The organism is Rhodovastum atsumiense (assembly GCF_937425535.1).
Lineage (GTDB): Bacteria > Pseudomonadota > Alphaproteobacteria > Acetobacterales > Acetobacteraceae > Rhodovastum > Rhodovastum atsumiense.
In genome coordinates this window covers 4,316,109-4,333,326 of sequence record NZ_OW485601.1, presented here as the reverse complement: position 1 = coordinate 4,333,326, position 17,218 = coordinate 4,316,109, and the positions used below count along the sequence as shown (strand labels likewise).

At 69.5% G+C, this 17,218-nt stretch carries 9 protein-coding genes; 5 read left to right on the top strand and 4 right to left on the bottom strand.

Translation table 11 applies throughout. The features are described from left to right. From NBY65_RS19600 to NBY65_RS19590, 3 genes are all read right to left on the bottom strand, one after another. Positions 1-2,538 (bottom strand): EAL domain-containing protein, encoded by a 2,538-nt coding sequence (locus NBY65_RS19600; RefSeq protein ID WP_150044151.1) that lies wholly within the window; start codon positions 2,536-2,538, stop codon positions 1-3. A gap of 317 nt (positions 2,539-2,855) precedes the next feature. Continuing rightward, positions 2,856-5,324, bottom strand: a complete 2,469-nt coding sequence (locus NBY65_RS19595) for a PAS domain-containing protein (RefSeq protein ID WP_162530815.1) — start codon at positions 5,322-5,324, stop codon at positions 2,856-2,858. A 1,171-nt stretch (positions 5,325-6,495) separates the two neighbouring features. Next, positions 6,496-7,281: a pre-peptidase C-terminal domain-containing protein gene (locus NBY65_RS19590; protein WP_162530816.1), complete on the bottom strand. Its 786-nt coding sequence runs from the start codon at positions 7,279-7,281 to the stop codon at positions 6,496-6,498. A 498-nt stretch (positions 7,282-7,779) separates the two neighbouring features. Between NBY65_RS19590 and NBY65_RS19585 the strand changes: the two genes are divergently transcribed. The 5 genes from NBY65_RS19585 to NBY65_RS19565 all read left to right on the top strand — a co-directional run bounded on the left by NBY65_RS19585 (position 7,780) and on the right by NBY65_RS19565 (position 12,807). Then, positions 7,780-8,868: a YihY/virulence factor BrkB family protein gene (locus tag NBY65_RS19585; RefSeq protein WP_150044157.1), complete on the top strand. Its 1,089-nt coding sequence runs from the start codon at positions 7,780-7,782 to the stop codon at positions 8,866-8,868. Between the two features lie 140 nt (positions 8,869-9,008). Then, on the top strand, positions 9,009-9,566 hold the full coding sequence (locus NBY65_RS19580; RefSeq protein WP_150044159.1) for a thioredoxin family protein: 558 nt from the start codon (positions 9,009-9,011) through the stop codon (positions 9,564-9,566). Positions 9,567-9,796: 230 nt separating this feature from the next. Beyond that, positions 9,797-10,174, top strand: coding sequence for a BRO-N domain-containing protein (locus NBY65_RS19575; RefSeq protein WP_162530817.1), 378 nt, complete (start codon positions 9,797-9,799; stop codon positions 10,172-10,174). 564 nt (positions 10,175-10,738) lie between these two features. After that, the gene (locus NBY65_RS33885) at positions 10,739-11,410 is read left to right on the top strand and encodes a hypothetical protein (RefSeq protein ID WP_284347518.1); all 672 of its coding nucleotides are present in this window, start codon (positions 10,739-10,741) and stop codon (positions 11,408-11,410) included. 245 nt (positions 11,411-11,655) lie between these two features. Further along, complete coding sequence (locus NBY65_RS19565; protein ID WP_150044163.1) at positions 11,656-12,807, top strand: FAD-dependent monooxygenase; 1,152 nt, start codon at positions 11,656-11,658, stop codon at positions 12,805-12,807. Positions 12,808-12,957: 150 nt separating this feature from the next. On the opposite strand, the gene NBY65_RS19560 is transcribed toward NBY65_RS19565, so the two are convergent. After that, positions 12,958-17,208, bottom strand: a complete 4,251-nt coding sequence (locus tag NBY65_RS19560) for a DEAD/DEAH box helicase (protein ID WP_150044165.1) — start codon at positions 17,206-17,208, stop codon at positions 12,958-12,960. Between the last annotated feature and the right edge of the window lie 10 nt (positions 17,209-17,218).

The following is a 17,218-nucleotide window of genomic DNA, read 5'->3' as shown; positions in this document are numbered from 1 at the left end:
TCAAGCCTCTTCCCGCTCCCGCGCCACTCCGCTGCCGGGCGGATTGAGCCGTGCCAGCAGCGCCCCGACCTCGGCGGCCGGCCGCGGCGGGCTGATGAAGTAGCCCTGCACTTCGGTGCAGCCTTCCTGGCGCAATTGCGCCAGTTGCGCCGCGGTTTCCACGCCCTCGGCGATGGTTTGGATGCCCAGGCTCTCGCCCAGTCCCACGATCGCACGCACGATCACCGCGGCGCAGCCCGGCGGCTCGGCGGGGGCGCCGGCTGGCGGGGCCTGCAGCTCGCGGATGAAGGACTGGTCGATCTTGATCTTGTCGAAGGGGAATCGTCGCAGATAGCTCAACGAGGAATAGCCGGTGCCGAAATCGTCCATGGCGATGCTGACGCCAAGCTCGTGCAGCCGGGTCAGCAGGGACATCACGGTTTCGGTTTCCTGCAGCAGCACGGTCTCGGTGATTTCCAGCTCCAGCCGTGCCGGTGCCAGGCCGCTTTCCTGCAGCGCCTCCCGCACCGTCTCCACCAGGCCCCGGCTGCGGAACTGTACGGGCGAGAGGTTGACCGCCACCTTCACCTCTTCCGGCCAGCCCGCCGCCTCGGCGCAGGCGGTGCGCAGCACCCACTCACCGATCGGCACAATCAGCCCGGTCTGCTCGGCGAGCGGGATGAACTCGGCGGGCGAGACCATGCCGCGGCGGGGGCTGCGCCAGCGCAGCAAGGCCTCGAACCCGGTCACGCGGTTGCGCGCCAGGCTGAACAGGGGCTGGTAGAACAGCTCGAATTCGCGGGCCTGCACGGCCGCGCGCAAATCCGCCTCCAGCCCGCGGCGCAGCTGCAGGTGCTCGTCCATGCCCGGCACGAAAACGCAGGCGCTGCCCCGTTCCTCCTTGGCCTTGTCGAGCGCCACGTCGGCGCGCTTGAGCAGGTCGCCCGGCCGGGTGTCGGGCCCGGCCAAGGCGATGCCGATGCTGGCGCCGATGACGACGGGATGGCCGTCCACCTCGTAGGGAGCGCCGACCCGCTCGATGATGCGTCCGGCCAGGGCGATGGCTGCTTCCGGCGCCTCCAGCTCGCCGACCAGCACGGCGAACTCGTCGCCGCCGAGCCGTGCCACCGGGTCGTGCCCGCGCAGGCAGTGCCGCAGCCGCTCGGCGACCTGGCGCAGCAGGCCGTCGCCCACCGCATGGCCCAGCGTGTCGTTGACGTCCTTGAAATGGTCGAGGTCGAGGCAGAACACGGCGAAGCCCGCACCCGGGCCATGGCCGAGCGCTTCCTCCACGCAGTCGTGGAACATGGCCCGGTTCGCCAGGCCGGTCAGCGCGTCGTGGCGCGCCATGTGGATGATCTGCTGCTCGTTGTGGCGCCGTTCGGTGATGTCCTCCAGCGTGACGACGCAGCCTCCGTCGGCCATCGGCTGGAAGAACAGCTTGACCAGCAGCCCCGGCCGCAGCTCGGCCTCGTGCTGGTGGGGGTGCCGCGACGCCAGCAGCGCCCGGTAGCGGGCACAGGCGGCGTCGGGATCCTCGTCGGGATGGAACCCGTGCCGGAGGCCGGCCGCGCACACCGCCTCGACGCTCATGCCGGGCGCGAGCGCATCCGCGGGCAGGCCGGTGATCTCGAAGAAACGGACATTGGCCAGTTGCAGCCGCAGCTCCCGGTCCCACACCACCAGCCCCTGCAGCATGCTGCCGAGCGCGGCGTCGAACTGCAGGTTGGTGCGCCGCAACGCCGCCTCGCCCTCGCGCCGGGCGAGGATGTTTTCGCGGCAGAGCTCGATGCCGCGCGCCATGTCGCCGATCTCGTCGGCCCGCGTCACGCAGGGCAGGTCGAAGGCGCAGTCGCCCCGGCCGAGCTGGCGCATGATCCGGCTCAGCCGCACGATCCGCGCCGTCACGGTGCGGTTCAGCCACATCGCCGCGAGCAGCGCCGTCAATACCCCAAGCGCCGTGGCGGTGCCCGTCCGCCACAGCACGTCCCGCCCGATGGCGCGCGCCTGCCGGCCGAGCTGCACCGCCATCGCCCGATTGAAGTCCTGGTCGGCATGCACGGCGTCCTGCAGACGCAGATAGGTCTCGCGCAAGTCCCCGGCCTCGAAGGCGATCGCCCGTTCCGTCTCGCCGGCCGCGAGCAGCCCGCGGAACGCGGCGTCCATGTCCAGGAACCGCTGCAACTGTCCGCCGATGTCGTCGGCGAGGCGCTGCTCCTCGCCCTGGCTCACCAGCGGCCTGTAGCCGTTCCAGGCCGCGTCGATCTGCCGGCGGGCCTCGGGGCCACGGGCGCCGGAGACGTTGCCGCCGCCGCCCCCGATCCGGTGCAGATGCGCGATCATGGCGGAGCCCTGGTTGCGACGCAGCCGCGCGATCCCTTCGGCCAGCCGGCCGAGCTGCATCGTCGAGGGCATCCAGTTGTCCACGATCTCGACGGTATGATCGCGCAGCGCCATGGAGGCGCGGATAGCCATGCCGTCGGTGACGGCCAGGATCAGCACCAGGGCGGCGAAGGCAAACGCCAGCTTGCTGCGGATGGACAGCCGGTCGATGAACATGGCGGCCCGCCTAGACGCCCCGCCGCATCCGCCAGGTCCGGGCGGACGGGCGAACCGGCCGACCGCGGAGGCGGCCACGCGGGACGGCGTTGATCCGGACACGGACCAGTGCCGGCAGGCCGAGCCACATGAAATATCCCCTGCACGAAGACTGTTATCCACCGCAACTACAGAGGCACAGGCTGAAAATCAACCAATTGTTAATTTTGAATGTGATAATATTATGCCAACGATTGCTTTGCTGTCGTGCATCAATGCTGTCGCCGCCCGCACCTTCGGCGGATTGTTCTGGGGTACAGCCCTGCGGGCTGGCGGCATCAGCCGCCGGGCCGCGGCTCCGGCAGCGCCGCGGGGTCTCCGGCCAGCACCTCGCTGATCCGGTCGATCAGTTCGGGCACGCTGATCGGCTTGCGCAGCAGCGCGAAGCGCACGCCCGTCTCGCTGCGCATCGCCTGCTGCACGTCCTCGCCGACATAGCCGGTCAGCAGGATCGCCGGCAGGCCGGGGCGGCGCACCTGCGCCTGGTGGATCAGGCCGATGCCGCTCATGCCGGGCATCACCAGGTCGGTGACCATGACATCGACCGTCTCGCCGGCATCCAGCAACGCCAGCGCCTCCCAGCCGCCCTCGGCGAGATGGGCGACGAAACCGGCCTTCTGCAGGCTGGTGCCGACGGTGCGGCGGATCGCGCCTTCGTCGTCGACGAACAGCACCCGCCGCGCCGCCCCCAGCACCTTCATCCCGCCCGGCCGCGGGCTCGCCTGCTCCGGCGCGCGATCGGCCCGCGGCAGCCACAGCGTGACGATGGTGCCCTGGCCGGGGGCGCTTTCGATCAGCAGCGCCCCCCCCGACTGCTCGGCGAAGCCACGCGCCATGGACAGGCCGAGCCCGGTGCCGTGGCCGCGCTGCTTGGTGGTGAAGAAGGGTTCGCAGGCCCGCGTCAGCGTGGTTTCGTCCATGCCCACCCCGGTGTCGCGCAGGGTCAGGCGGACATAGGGGCCGGGATCGAGCCCCATCAGGTGCGCCTGCCCCGCCTGGATCTCCTCGACCGTGGCGACGAAGGTCAGGGTGCCGCCCTCCGGCATGGCGTCGCGGGCGTTGACGGCAAGGTTGATCAGCACCGTCTCCAACTGGCCGCGGTCGGCCAGCAGCGCCGGCAGGTTGGGGCGGATCTCGAAGTGCACCACCACCGGGCTCGCGAGGGTGTGCGCCAGCACGTGGCGCACGTCGCCGAGCAGCGTCACCGGGTCGATCCGCTCGCGGCGCAGGTCGCCGCGATGGGCGAAGGCGAGCAGCCGGCGGGTGATGGCGTTGCCGCGCTCGGCGGCGCCGAAGATCATCTCGGTGTATTCGCGCGCGCCGACATCGCCTTCCAGCTCGCAATCCAGCAGGGTGGTACAGTTCTCCACGATCTGCAGGATGTTGTTGAAGTCATGCGCGACCCCGCCGGCGAGCTGGCCAAGGGCTGCCAGGTTCTCGCTCTGGCGCATCGCCTTCTCGGCGTAGCGGCGTTCCTCGGATTCGCGCAGCAGGGCAGTGGTGCGCTCCTCCACCAGCCGCTCCAGCTCGGCATGGCTGCGCGCCAGCGCCTCGCGCGTCTCCTTGCGCTGGGTGATGTCCTCGGCGGAGACGGCGATCCGCTCGGCATCGATCGCCACCGCCCCGGTGCGGAACCAGCCGCTGATGCCCGCGGCGTTGTAATGAAGTTCCACCTCCCCGCCGCCGCGCCCCTCGGTCAGCATGCGCACGAAGCGGGGGAACAGCAGCGGGTGCTCGCGGCTGTCCGGCAGCCAGGACAGCAGGCGCCGGCCCTGCAATTGCCTGCCGCCGGCCCGCAGCATGCCCAGGCAGGCGGGGTTGGCGTATTCGAACTCGAAATCCGCGACCGCCCCCTGCTCCGCCCGCACCGCGCGCAGGATGGCGAAGGCGACCGGGGAGAGTTCCTGCGAGGCGCGGAAGCGTGCCTCGCTCTCGCGCAGCGCCGCCTCCACGCGATGGCGCGCCGTCACGTCGAACAGCACGCCGGCGGCGCGCACCGGCACGCCCGCCGCGTCGCGCTCGGCCCGGCCGCGCGCGAGCAGCCAGCGTTCGCTGCCATCGCCGGCGGGCCTGGCGGAGCGGAAGGTGAGGTCGAAATGCTCGCCGCCCTCGACGGCGCGCTGCCAGGCCTCGGCCACCATGGCGCGGTCGGCCGGATGCACCGGCTCGACGCAGTCATCGGCGGTGAAATTGGCGCGGTCGATGCCCAGCAGGGCCATGCTCTCCGCCGACCACTGCCCCCGTCCGGTCCGCAGGTCTTCCTCCCAGGTGCCGATCCCGGCGCATTCGGTGGCCAGGCGCAGCCGCGCCTCGCTCGCCGCCAGCGCGGCCTCGGTCGTCTTGCGGCCAGAGATGTCGACCAGAACGTTGACCATGCCCAGCACCCGACCCACCGGATCGCGCAGCGGCGCCGGGTAGGAAATGAAGGCCACGCGCGTCCCGTCGGGCCGCTCGGCGATCGCCTCGTTGCCGCGCAGCGGGCGGCCTTCGCGCATCGCCGCCGCGATCGGGCAGTCGTCATGCGCCATCGGCGTGCCGTCCGGCCGGAACAACCGCCAGGACCCGCACCAGCGGGTGGTGCCGAGCGGCGGGCGCCATCCCCAGAGCGTCACCGCCGCCTCGTTGTAGGCGGTGATCCGCCCCTCGGCGTCGGTCGTGTAGATCGCGACGCTCAACGCCTCGAGCAGCCCGAGATGTGCCGTGACGCTCGCCATCGTGGACGGACCGGGGAGCATGTCCTGCAGCATGGCCTCACCCCTTCGCCTGTGCCCCATCTCCGTGTCCGGCTCCTTGCCATTGCCCCCTTTTCGCGGTCGCGCGCAGACGGCCGCGGCTGCGGCCCCCGGTGCCCCCCGGACATGCTGCTGCTGCCCGGCCCGCCCCCGCGGTCGGAACCGCCCTTCAGTGGCGCGGCCCGACCATCCCCCACAGGTTATGGTGCATAAGAAAATAAACTGACGGTTGTCATAATAACTTCAATAGATCTATACCATTCTTCTCGACAATATTTCAGGTTTTTATATTCAAGCCTGCGTTGTGAAAACTGAAAAGAGACAACCTCTCAAATTAGAATGCTGTCTATATCTGATCATGACGCTCCTGAATACGTGAACACCTCCTTATGATGCTTCCGAACGGAGAGGTGAATTCTGCGCATCCTCTTCCTCTGCCTGTTTCATCACCGCATGTCGGATGCATCGGACCGCGGGGAACGAACCAGGACGTGCAAGGCGGCCAGGGGAAGCGCCATCTGCGCTTTCGCGCGCGGGGGTGGCGGTGCGCGCCCTGCCGGCCCATCTGCGCCTGGGTGGCGCCGGCCTCACACGATGGAGGAACCGGCGCTGATCAGGGGCGCGACCGTCGGGATGCAGTGCAGGGCCGCATCTCCGCCGGCCGCCATGGGCAGGCTCGACTGACCGGCAGGAAGCCGTGGCATATCGGCCGGTTGCGCGATGGTCTCACTGGCCGCTCAGGCGCCCGTCACCAGCCTGCACGGGCAAGACCTGAGGGGAACCCCCAGGCCTGCGTCGCCGGACATGCCGACACAATAAGAAATAAAGATCCATTCGTTAACGCACGAAAATAATCAACGTTTTTCATTCTCCCCAATTATAAGATGATTACGAATATTTTACTATCTTGTATCGGATTGGGAGGGAATAAATTTTTTGAGATTACTTTTTTCTGGTTTATTTTACTCAGTATTTATCAACCTCGGATTCGCGGACCTTGCCCCCCCCTTCCAATCGACACGAATGATGACCCGGCAGGCCATGGCACGCGGCGTCGCGCCCTGCCCGGGTATCAACGAGGCGGAAGCGGGCCGCGCGGCGGCGGCTCGCTCCCGTCAGGCCCTCGCTCCCGTCAGGCCGGCGCGCGATCCCACCCGGCGAAGGTCGGACCTTTCGCCGGGCCGGGTCAGGCAGTGAGCGTGTAGGCGCCCGAGCTCGAGCTATAGCCCCCGACATCGAGGTAGTAATTGCCGCTGCTGCCCGGCGTGAAGTCGATGTGCGAGTTGTTGGTGCCGTTGGAATCGTCGTTGTAGGCCAGTCGCGCCCCCGAATCGTCACGAACCGCGAGGGTCGGGTCCCCAAGGGTGTCGTTCGGCCCGTTCCCGGTCACGTCGAAGCTGTAGTCCCGGCCGGCCTGCAGGAAGACACGGTGCCAGTCCTGGTCGTTCGCGTCCTGGATGTCGCCCCGGATCGTCTGGTTGGGACGGATCGAGCTGTAGGTGGATGTATTGGCCGGCACCTCCCTGGCGAGGACCGTGTAGTCCCCCGTGCTCCTGTTGGCGTAGCCACCGACGTCGAGATAATAGGTGCCGCCGCTGTCCGAACGGTACGTCAGGCGCGAGTCAAGCGGGCTGGCCGGATCGACCGCGGAACCCCGGTCATCGTTGTAGGCCACCTGCGCCCCGGACGCATCGCGCAGCGCCAGCGTCGGATCAAGGAAGGAGTTCGGAGTGTTCGCCTCGAACTGGTACAGCTCGCCGGGACGAAGCTCCACCCTGAACCAGTCATGGTCGCCCGAGTAGTTGATCCTGCTGGAGGTGCTGCCACTGGCACTCGGCGTCCCGGTGACGGAGATGCTGGCATTGGTGGATGTGTCGCCGGGGATCCGATCCCGCAGGAACGGGGGCGGGAACGGGCCAGGAAACGGGCCGGGGAAGGGGCGAGGAACGATCGGCTGGAGAGTCGAAACCATTGTTGCCTCCGGTTTGTTGATGTGTTGATGACGCGCCTTGACGGGCACAGCAGCCACGAAGAATCCAGATGTATTTCTTCGCATTGTATTTTACAGCTTAGCAATATTTCGTTTTTATTTCTCCTGCCTTAGATTGTTTGTTCGTCGTCCACGGTTGTTTCGTGTTCACCAGAATGCCTGGTCGCCGCAGAAGACTAACATTATTGTTAAAATAATAATGATATTCATCAGCCAATATTCTGAATATTGGCCAGTCAACCCCACAGCTTTTCTGAATTCATGCAAGCATAAATCGTGAAAGCGGTCCATTATGGATTTGCTTCACCTGGCACTTGGGACCACAGTGCACAATAGGCCCAGGGTACATGTACGGTGGTATGTGTACCAAAAGATGCCCGACATCCTCCCCTCCAGGCGGCGGGGCCGCTGCCGCACCGCCCTCCGCGGCACCCGTGCCGGGTTGCCGCGTTGCCAGCCGCGCAGAGGAGGGAAGGCGCGATGCGATCCGACTGGAAACTGGCCTTCGCCGCGACGTTGGCCGCGTTCGGGCTCAGCCTGCTGGCCGGTGCGCGCCGCCCCGTGGTGCAACACGGCGATGCTGCCGCCCTGTCCCGGCCCGCCCTGTCCCGGCCGGGGTCCCGCCCGGAGGAAGCCCGGCCGGGCGGCGGGGCCGCGCACCCCGCGCAGATCCCGCCGGCGGGCTGGTGGCAGATCGCGCAGCGCGTGGCGCGGCAATTCTCCGACCACCGCCTCATGACCGAGGCAGCCGGGATCACCTTCTACGCGCTGCTGGCGCTGTTCCCGGCCCTTGCCGCCTTCGTCTCGCTGTACGGGCTGTTCGCCGATCCCGCCACGATCGCCACCCAGGTCGACGCGCTCGCCGGGCTGCTGCCGGGCGGGGGCGTGGAGATCATCACCGGGCAGGTGCGCGCGCTGGCCTCCAGCAGCAACCAGGCGCTCGGCGTCGGGCTGTTGCTCGGGCTGGCCACCTCGCTCTGGAGCGCCAACCAGGGCATGAAGGCGATCTTCGATGCGCTGAACGTCGTCTATGACGAGCGCGAGCGGCGCGGCTATGTGCGCCGGACGCTGGTGTCGCTGGTCTTCACCATGGGCAGCCTGGCCTTCGCCGCGGTGTGCATGGCGGCGATCGTGGCGGTACCGGTGGCGCTCGCCATGATCGATCCCGGCCCGGCGATCACCTGGGCGCTGCGGCTGCTGCGCTGGCCGTTGCTGCTGGGGGTGATGTCGGTGTTCCTGGCCTTCGTCTACCGCTTCGGGCCAAGCCGCGAGCAGGCGCGCTGGCGCTGGGTGTCCTGGGGCAGCGTGCTCGCGGTGCTGGTGTGGATGGCGGGCTCGGCCGGCTTTTCCTGGTACGTGGCGAATTTCGGCGGCTACAACAAGACCTATGGCTCGCTCGGCGCGGCGGTGGGGTTCATGACCTGGATCTGGATCTCCGCCATCGTGGTGCTGCTCGGCGCCGAGGTGAACGCCGAGCTCGAACACCAGACGGCGCGGGACACCACCACCGGCCCGGACCAGCCGCTCGGCACCCGCGGCGCCACCAAGGCAGACACCCTGCCCGGATGAGGCGGATGGCCCCCGGGGGACAGACGCCGCGGCGGGACATGCAGGCGAAGTGATCCCTCCGGCCCGACCGCCGCCCCTCTTGGAACGGCGGCCCGCATGTTACGATGCGGGCCGCCCCCACCTCAGGAGGTCCCCCCGCAATGGCCGCCACGCCACCGCCGCTCACGCAGGAAACCCCGGCCGTCGACTTCCGGCTGCCCGGCACCGATGGCCGGACCTATACGCTCGACGACATCGCCGGCAGGAACGGAACGGTCATCGTCTTCATCTGCAACCACTGCCCCTACGTGAAAGCCGTGATCGATCGCCTGGTCGCGGATGCCCGACAGTTGATGGCCGAGGGCATCGGCTTCGCCACGATCTGCTCCAACGACGCCCGGGCCTATCCCGAGGATTCCTTCGAAGCCATGCATGGCTTCGCGCGCACGCATGAGTTCCCCTTCCCCTACCTGCACGACGCGGACCAGTCGGTGGCTCGCGCCTATGGCGCGGTCTGCACCCCCGACTATTTCGGCTATGACGCAGAGCGCCGGCTGAAATACCGCGGCCGACTGGACGAAGGCCGCACCACCCCGCCCCCGCCCGGCGCCCGCCGCGAATTGCTGGAAGCCATGCGCGCGATCGCGGCGACCGGCACCGCCCCGCCGGGCCAGATCGCCTCGATCGGCTGTTCCATCAAGTGGAAGCCGGCCGCGTAGGCGCCCCCGTCCGCCTGCATTCCCTGCCGCGGCCGCCGCCCCGGCAGGGTCACGCGGCGCGGCAATCGCCCCTGGCTGGAACAGGATCGGGGCGCATGCCGCGCCAGATGCGAAAACGCCGCCTCCTGCGACAGTGAAGCCGGCAACCGTGGCCGGGAAGATGGCAATCCGCCGCCGCTTCTTCCAGACTGCGACGTTCCTGCTCCATTGCCAATGGAATGGATGACGTCATGGGATCCATTGAAGTCCAGCCCACCGTCGCCGTCACCTTCAGGGGACGTGGCGACAAGCCGGTGCCGGTTCACCTGTTCGTCAAGGCCGGCCGGCGGTGGATCGTCGCCAGCGACATCTGCCGCATCCTCGGCATCCGCACCGACACCGTGACCCAGTTGGTGCCCGAGCCGCATCGCAGCCACGCCACCGTGCTGAGCAAGGGCAGCGTGCAGTCGGTGACCACGATCACCGAGCAGGGCTTTGCGCTGCTGGTCGCCCAATCGCCGAAGCTGGCCGCGAAGACCCTGCAGGAATGGATGACCGCGGAGGCACTGCCCTCTGTGCTGAAGGCGCCGAAGCCGAAAGCCCCCGCCACGCAGGGCGAGCTGTTCTGACGTGGCAGGCCCCCCGGTGACCGGCCGCCGGCCCGGGGCAGCCGACCTTTTTCATCAGGTATATGTTGCCCGTTCGTTCAGGAACATTCCACATGAGACGTTCTTGAAACGTTTCAAGATCTTCTGCCGGCGAATGCTTGATGCCGACGCCCAATACCAATGCTCACGGCAGTTTCATCAGGCGATGATACAAACAAGACCCCCCGCATCAAAGCATGCTGCCCCGCTTGTACCCTTTGGTCCACATGTACCTGTGGTAGTCTGATACCTTCCAGGTTTCCCGCATTTGCGGAATCAACAAGCGGATCAGCCGTCTATGCACTCCGCAACGACGGATAACTAACTGATAATATTGCAGATTTCAAGATAATGAAAGAGACCGTCCGGTACCTTTCAGCTCACTTGTATTTTTGTTCGTTCAGTCCGCATCTATGCGTGGCAAGCACCAGCACATAAGCAATCGTCCTTCTCGCAGAGGTCGGGAAGCAGCGAAGAAAAGCGACCTTTCAAACGTCGCTTCATTTCGATAAAGAAATGATCAATCTGGTGAAAACGGGGAAACAAATGCCGGGAACAAACCATCAATATCCGGGCGGTAGCGGGGGCAGTCCCTACGGGGGCGGCGACCAGCAGGGCGGCGGCGGTGGCGGCGGCCCCTCCGGGGGCGGCGGCCAGCAAGGTGGTGGCGGCGGCGGTCCCTACGGGGGCGGCGGCCAGCAAGGTGGCGGCGGCGGCGGTCCCTACGGGGGCGGCGGCCAGCAAGGTGGCGGCGGCGGCGGTCCCTACGGGGGCGGCGGCCAGCAGGGCGGCGGTGGCGGCGGTCCCTACGGAGGCGGCGGCCAGCAAGGCGGCGGCGGGGACCATGCCCCCATCTCTTCCTATGCCCTCAGGCTTCGGTCCATCACCTGCATACGGCCGACCGAATGGGGCGGCGACGAGCCTTATCTGACCTGGAACGGGCAGAGAATCTGGTCGGGATACGGTGTCGAACGCGGCGAAACCAACTGGCTCGGCTATATCCAGCCGCTCAGGTTCGAACGCTCGGGCACGCTCAGCCTGTACGAAAGCGATCGGGGACGGGATGACTATCTCGGTTCCTACACAGTGAATCGCTGGCAGGATCAGGGCGGTTACTTCTCCTTTGACTTCGGGGGCAGCGGCGGGCGTTACCGCGTGGTTGCCGATGTCGTCCATCGTGGCGGCTGGGGCGGCGGCCACGGCGGCAACTGGACCTAGCCGAACCTCGCCGGTTCGTCGGCTCCCTGCAGAGCCGGCGAACCGGCCGCCAGCCCGCCCCGCCTATCCCGCACCGATCACACAGCCGCCGATCGACCTCGCCCCGGGCGGCAACTCCCTTTCGCCGGCCATCATATGTCCGCGACACCCTCCCCCTGCCCACGGTCGTGCCGGGCCAACCGCGTCCGGAAACCGGAAGATCGGGTCGCGTTCACGCGAGGCTCGGCAGAAGGGTAAGGCACATCATGACCAGGAAAGTCGTCATCGCCGGCGGCGGGCTCGGGGGACTGGCCGCGGCGATCGCGCTGCGCCGACAGGGCATCGACGCCGAAGTCTACGAAAAGGCGCGTGACCTCCGCCCGATCGGCGCGGGGCTGTCGGTCGCTCCCAACGGTCTGAAGGCACTGCGGGCGATCGACCCGGCCATCGTCGACGCGCTGCGCCCGCGCGGCAGCGAGGCGGCGTGCTTCCACCTGCGGCGCGCCGGCGGCGAACTGGTCGCCACCACCCCCACGACGCACGAGGAACGCTACGGCGCGCCGGTGTTGAACCTGCTCTGGTCGCGCCTGCAGGAAACCCTGGCCGGCTTCCTGCCCGGGGATGCGATCCATCTCGGCCACAGGCTGGCCGGCTTCACGCAGCAGGCCGACCACGTCGTCACCCGCTTCGAGAACGGCGCCACGGTGAGGGCGGACCTGCTGGTGGGGGCCGACGGCATCCATTCCGCGGTCCGGCGCAGCCTGGTGGACGAAGGCCCGCCCCGCTACGCCGGCCGCCTGTCCTGGCGCGGCGTCGTCGGGCTGGCGCATCCCTCGCTGCGGCCCCGGGACGTCACGATGATCGCCGGCACCGACGGCAAGACCTTCGCGATCTTCGACATCGGCGACGGCCTGACCTTCTGGAGCGCCGGCGCCCTGTCGCCCGAGCCCACGCCCTCCGACAGCGCCGCGGCCGCGAAACAACGGGTCATCGACCTGTTCGCCGGCTGGGCACCGCCGGTCGGGGACCTGCTGGCGGCGACCCCGGCCGGAGATATCGTGGAACGCCCGATCGAGGACCGCACCCCGCTGACACGCTGGAGCCACGGACGGGTCACGCTGCTCGGCGATGCCGCGCACGCCATGGTGCCGGCCCTGGGGCAAGGCGCCAACACGGCCTTCGAGGACGCCCGCGAACTCGCCCGCTACCTGCACCACCATGCCGACCTCACGGCCGCCCTCGCCGCCTACGAGGCCAGCCGCATCCCGCGCACGCAGACCATCCACGCCCGCAGCGCCCTGCAGGGCAACCGCTACTATGAAGCCGACAGCGAGGTCTTCTCGCGCGCCGTGCTGGAACGGGCCAATGCCGACCAGAACGCCTTCGAGGACTGGCTGTACGGCGAGGCTCCGGCCTGATCGGCGGGGCGTTGCCCCGCACCCCACCAGGGCTCCGCCCTGGACCTGCCAAGGGCTTCGCCCTTGGAACCCATTCTGTGCCGCGCAGCGCCCTTGGGGTGCAGGGGTCTCCTGACCCCTGCCGGGTCGAGGGCGGAGCCCTCGCCTTACTTACCCTCCGATCAGCTCCAGCAACTGCTGCTCGGTCAGCCGCCCGGCGGCGTCCGCCCCTTCCAGCAATTCCGCCGCCAAATTCCGCTTATCCCGATGCAACGCCACGATGCCTTCCTCGATGCTGCCCTGCATGACCAGGCGGTAGATCGTCACCGGCCGCGTCTGGCCGATCCGGTGCGCGCGGTCGGACGCCTGGTCCTCGACCGCCGGGTTCCACCACGGATCGAGATGCACCACGTAGTCGGCCGCGGTCAGGTTCAGCCCCGTGCCGCCGGCGCGCAGGCTGATCAGGAACAGCTCGCCCTCGCCCGCCTGGAACGCCGCCACGCGGCGCTCGCGCTCGGCCGCCGGCGTGGCGCCGTCGAGATACTGGTAAGTGACGCCCCGCGCATCCAGCGCCGCCCGCACCAGCGCCAGATGGCCGACGAACTGGCTGAACACCAGAGCGCGGTGACGGCTCGCCCGCAGCTCCTCCACCAGATCGAGGAACGCCGCCAGCTTGGCGCTCCCCACCCCCGCCTGGGCGTCGATCAGGGCGGGGTTGCAGCAGGCCTGCCGCAGCCGGCCGATCTCCGCCAGGATGTGGATCTTGCGCCGCCCCGCCGGCGCCTCCAGCGCGGCGATGGCATCCAGGGCCTGCCGACGCAGCGCCTCGTAGAAGGCGCGCTCCTCGGGCTCCATCTCCACCATCACGGTCTGCTCGGTGCGCGCCGGCAGCTCGGCCAGCACCGCCGCCTTGGTCCGGCGCAGCAGGAAGGGCCGCAGCAACGCCCGCAGCGCCGCCCGCGCCGCCGGATCGCGGTCGCGCCCGATCGGCCCGGCGAAGCGGCGCTGGAACTTTTCGCGCGAGCCGAGCAGCCCCGGGGTGACGAACGCGAACAGGCTCCACAGCTCGTCGAGGTCGTTCTCCACCGGCGTCCCGGTCAGCGCCAGCCGGAACCCCGCCTGCAGCCGCTGGATCGCCTGCGCGCGGCGGGTATCGGCGTTCTTGATCGCCTGCGCCTCGTCGAGCACCACCATCTGCCAGCGCGGCCCGGCCAGCGCCTCCACTTCCTGGTGGAGCAGCCCGTAGCTGCACAGCAGCACCTCGCCCTTGCCCAGCCCCGCCACCAGCGCGGCCCGGTCCGCGGCCCCGGCGAGCCGGTGCACCCGCAGCGTCGGCGCGAAGCGTTCCAGCTCGGCCGCCCAGTTCGGTACCACCGAGGTCGGCGCCACCACCAGACAGGGCCCCTCGGCGGCGCGGTGCAGCATCACCGCGATCGCCTGCACGGTCTTGCCCAGGCCCATGTCGTCGGCGAGGCAGGCGCCGGCCCCCAGCCGGGCCAGCCGCGCCAGCCACACGAATCCTTCTTCCTGGTAGTCGCGCAGCTCTGCCTGCAGGGTCTTCGGCACCGCCGGCGTCCAGGCGCCGGCCTCGCGCAGCCGCGTCACGTGGCGGCGCCAGGCGGCGTCGGCCTCGACCCGGCCCGCCCCCTCCAGCAACCCGTCCACCGCCACGGCGCCGAGCGCGTGCACGCGATGCCCGCCCTTCTCGGCCTCCGCCACCGCGGCGAGCTGGCGCAACTGCGCCTGCAGGCGCTCCGTCAGCGCCAGGAAGCGGCCGTCCTCCAGCGGCACGAAGCGTCCCTGCGCCCGGTCCAGCCGGTCGAGCAGGAAACGCATCTCCACCACCTCGTCCTCGGCCACCGCGACCTCGCCGCCGACCGAGAACCAGTCGCGCACCTGGCGGACCTTGAAGCGCAGTTGCCCGGACTCGACGGGGCTGACGGAGAGTTTGCGGCCCTCCGGCCATTCCAGCAGCACCGCCCCCGCCTGCACCTGCGCCTGCAGCTCCAGCATCAGGTCGAGGCAGGCTTCCAGCCCCTCCACCGTCACCTCGTGGCGCTGCCCGGCACCGCGGTCGCGCAAGGTCGGGCAGGCCTCCACCAGCGCCCGGCGCGCCGCCAGCTCGGCCGCGAGGTCGCGACGCGCCCGGACCTGCGTGCCGCCGATCGGCGCCAGCACCGAATGCCCGCCCAGCCCGGCAACATAGGCCGGGCCCTCGGCGCCGAACGGCCGCACCAGCAGGCGCAGTTGCAGCACCCCGTCGGCCGCCGGATCGCCCTGCGGCAGCAACTGCACCACCGGGGTGACGATGCCCTCGACCGCGGCGCCGTCGACGGCGGCGATCTCGGCGCGGATCGGCAGCGCGGGGTTGGCGCGCCGCACCATCTCCACCACCCGCTCGCGCCCCGCCTTCGGCACCGTCAGGCCGTGCGCCCCCAGGATCTGCCGCAGCTCCAGCAGCTTCTGCGTCACCTCGATCACCCGGTAGCGCTGCGGCGTCTCCGCTTCGAGGAACACGCAAGGTGCCTCGGCGGTGTGCGAGAGAGCGATGCGCAGGCCGCCGCGCTCTTCGCTCACCACCAGCTCGACCGGATAGGCGACCAGCTCGATCGGCACGTGCCGGGTCCGCGCATCGAACACCACCGGATGGCCGACCAGGGCCGGCAGCACGCGGCGTGGCTCGAAATCATAGAAATGATCGCTCTGGTACCAGCCGGCGCTCTCGCGCCGGATGCCGCGTAACGCCCGCCGATCCGCCTCGGTCAGGTAGTCCAGCCTTGGGTCCTGCTCGAACAGCCGCTTCAGCGCCACGGGGCGGCCATCGGTCCAGCCGTCGCGGCCCTTGGCCAACTGCTCCGCCACCTCGACGTGGAGCGTGTCCGGATCGACGAACCAGGCCAGCCGCTTCGCCTTGCGCGCGGCGGGTTGCTTCTCCGGCTTGCCCTCGCCGGCGAACAGCATCTGCCCGAGGCTCTCCAGCGCCCGTTCCCAGGGCGTGCTGACGCACAGCAGCCCGGTGAAGCGCACGCCGATCCCGCCCGAGGTCGCATCGAGATAGGCCACGTACGGGGTGGGATGCGGCGCCACGTCGGCCAGGATCTCGGCATAGATCCGCGCCGGCAGGGCCAGGCTGTCGCGCAGCGCCTCGAAGCGCGCGCCGTACTCGGCGGCGCGGTGCTGGGTGTGCGCGGGATCGACCGCGTGCGCGGCGAGCGCCCAGCACGCATCCGTCAGCGGGTCGGGCGACGAGAAGGTCGGCATGAGGCGCAGTTGCTCGCGGGCCTGCCCTTCCTTGCCCTGTGCCAGCCACAGCAGCGAGCGCAACCCAAGCCACGCCGCGGCGTCCGGCCGGCCTTCGAGCGGCACCGCGTTGATGCCGGCCTCGATCTCGGCATGCAGCGCGGCGTCGTTGGCCCGCAGCAGCGCCATCCCGAAGCACAGGCCGTGCAGGCCGTCGAGGAAGAGCTTGCGCTTGCCGGTCTGCTTGCGACGCAGCTTCAGCGCGGCGCGATAGAGCTCCAGCGCGGCGGCATTGTCGCCGGCGAGGAAGAGCAGCGTTGCCGCGATGCCCTGGTGCACTGGGTCCGGTTCGGCGGCATCCGCCTGCAGCCGCGCCAGCAGGCCGCGCGCCTCTTCCAGCCGCAACGCCATCAGCGCGTAGGCCAGCAGCGCCGTCCGCACCGGCGCCAGCCCCGGCTGGTCCTGGCGCTCGCGATACCGCTCGACCAGGGCCACCATGCCGGGGATCCCCGGCGCACCGCCGAGGCCGGCGGCGATCCGCCCCTCGACCAGCGCCACCTGCAGGGCCGGATCGCGGCTGTCGAGCCAGTCCGGCGCGAACCCGGCCTCGGCAAGCTGGCGGCCCAGCGTCGCGGCCAGGGAGATCTGCGCCCCCGGGTTCATGCGTTCGTACTGCTCGCCGCAGAGCGCGAACTCGGCGGGATCATTGGTGTAGATCGCCAACCGGCCGAGCCGCAGCGGGCGGAGCAGGTCGCTCTCGGTGCGGGTGTAGCCGAAGGAATACGGGCTCGGCGGCGGTGGCGCGAAGGCACGGCGCACCGCCGCGACCAGCGCCGCGCCGCCCGCGCAGGTCACCGCGTCGATCGCCACGGGATGCAGCAGCGCCGGCACGCAGGCGAGATCCTCGGTGAGCATGCGCTGGCGGCGCAGCCGCTCGAGCGCCGCGTTGACCAGCGGGCCATTCCAGGCCCGGCCTTCCGGCGTGCGCAGGTTGCCCCGGGTGAGGCATTCGAAGAAGGTGGTCTTGTTGGTCGGCAGCCCGACCAGTGCCTTCAGCCGCAGCACCATCCGCTCACCGGCCGGAAGGTCGCCGTAGGTCTTCAGCAGCTTCGCCGGGCCTGCCGGGGCACTGGCCGGTTGGCGTTCGGTCCCGGCGGCCGGAAAAAGCCCCGTCTGCGTCATCAAAAGCTCC

Coding starts and splice junctions, on each gene's coding strand:
- NBY65_RS19600 (WP_150044151.1), bottom strand. CDS start 2,538: ATGTTCATCGACCGGCTGTCCATCCGCAGCAAGCTGGCGTTTGCCTTC.
- NBY65_RS19595 (WP_162530815.1), bottom strand. CDS start 5,324: ATGCTGCAGGACATGCTCCCCGGTCCGTCCACGATGGCGAGCGTCACG.
- NBY65_RS19590 (WP_162530816.1), bottom strand. CDS start 7,281: ATGGTTTCGACTCTCCAGCCGATCGTTCCTCGCCCCTTCCCCGGCCCG.
- NBY65_RS19585 (WP_150044157.1), top strand. CDS start 7,780: ATGCGATCCGACTGGAAACTGGCCTTCGCCGCGACGTTGGCCGCGTTC.
- NBY65_RS19580 (WP_150044159.1), top strand. CDS start 9,009: ATGGCCGCCACGCCACCGCCGCTCACGCAGGAAACCCCGGCCGTCGAC.
- NBY65_RS19575 (WP_162530817.1), top strand. CDS start 9,797: ATGGGATCCATTGAAGTCCAGCCCACCGTCGCCGTCACCTTCAGGGGA.
- NBY65_RS33885 (WP_284347518.1), top strand. CDS start 10,739: ATGCCGGGAACAAACCATCAATATCCGGGCGGTAGCGGGGGCAGTCCC.
- NBY65_RS19565 (WP_150044163.1), top strand. CDS start 11,656: ATGACCAGGAAAGTCGTCATCGCCGGCGGCGGGCTCGGGGGACTGGCC.
- NBY65_RS19560 (WP_150044165.1), bottom strand. CDS start 17,208: ATGACGCAGACGGGGCTTTTTCCGGCCGCCGGGACCGAACGCCAACCG.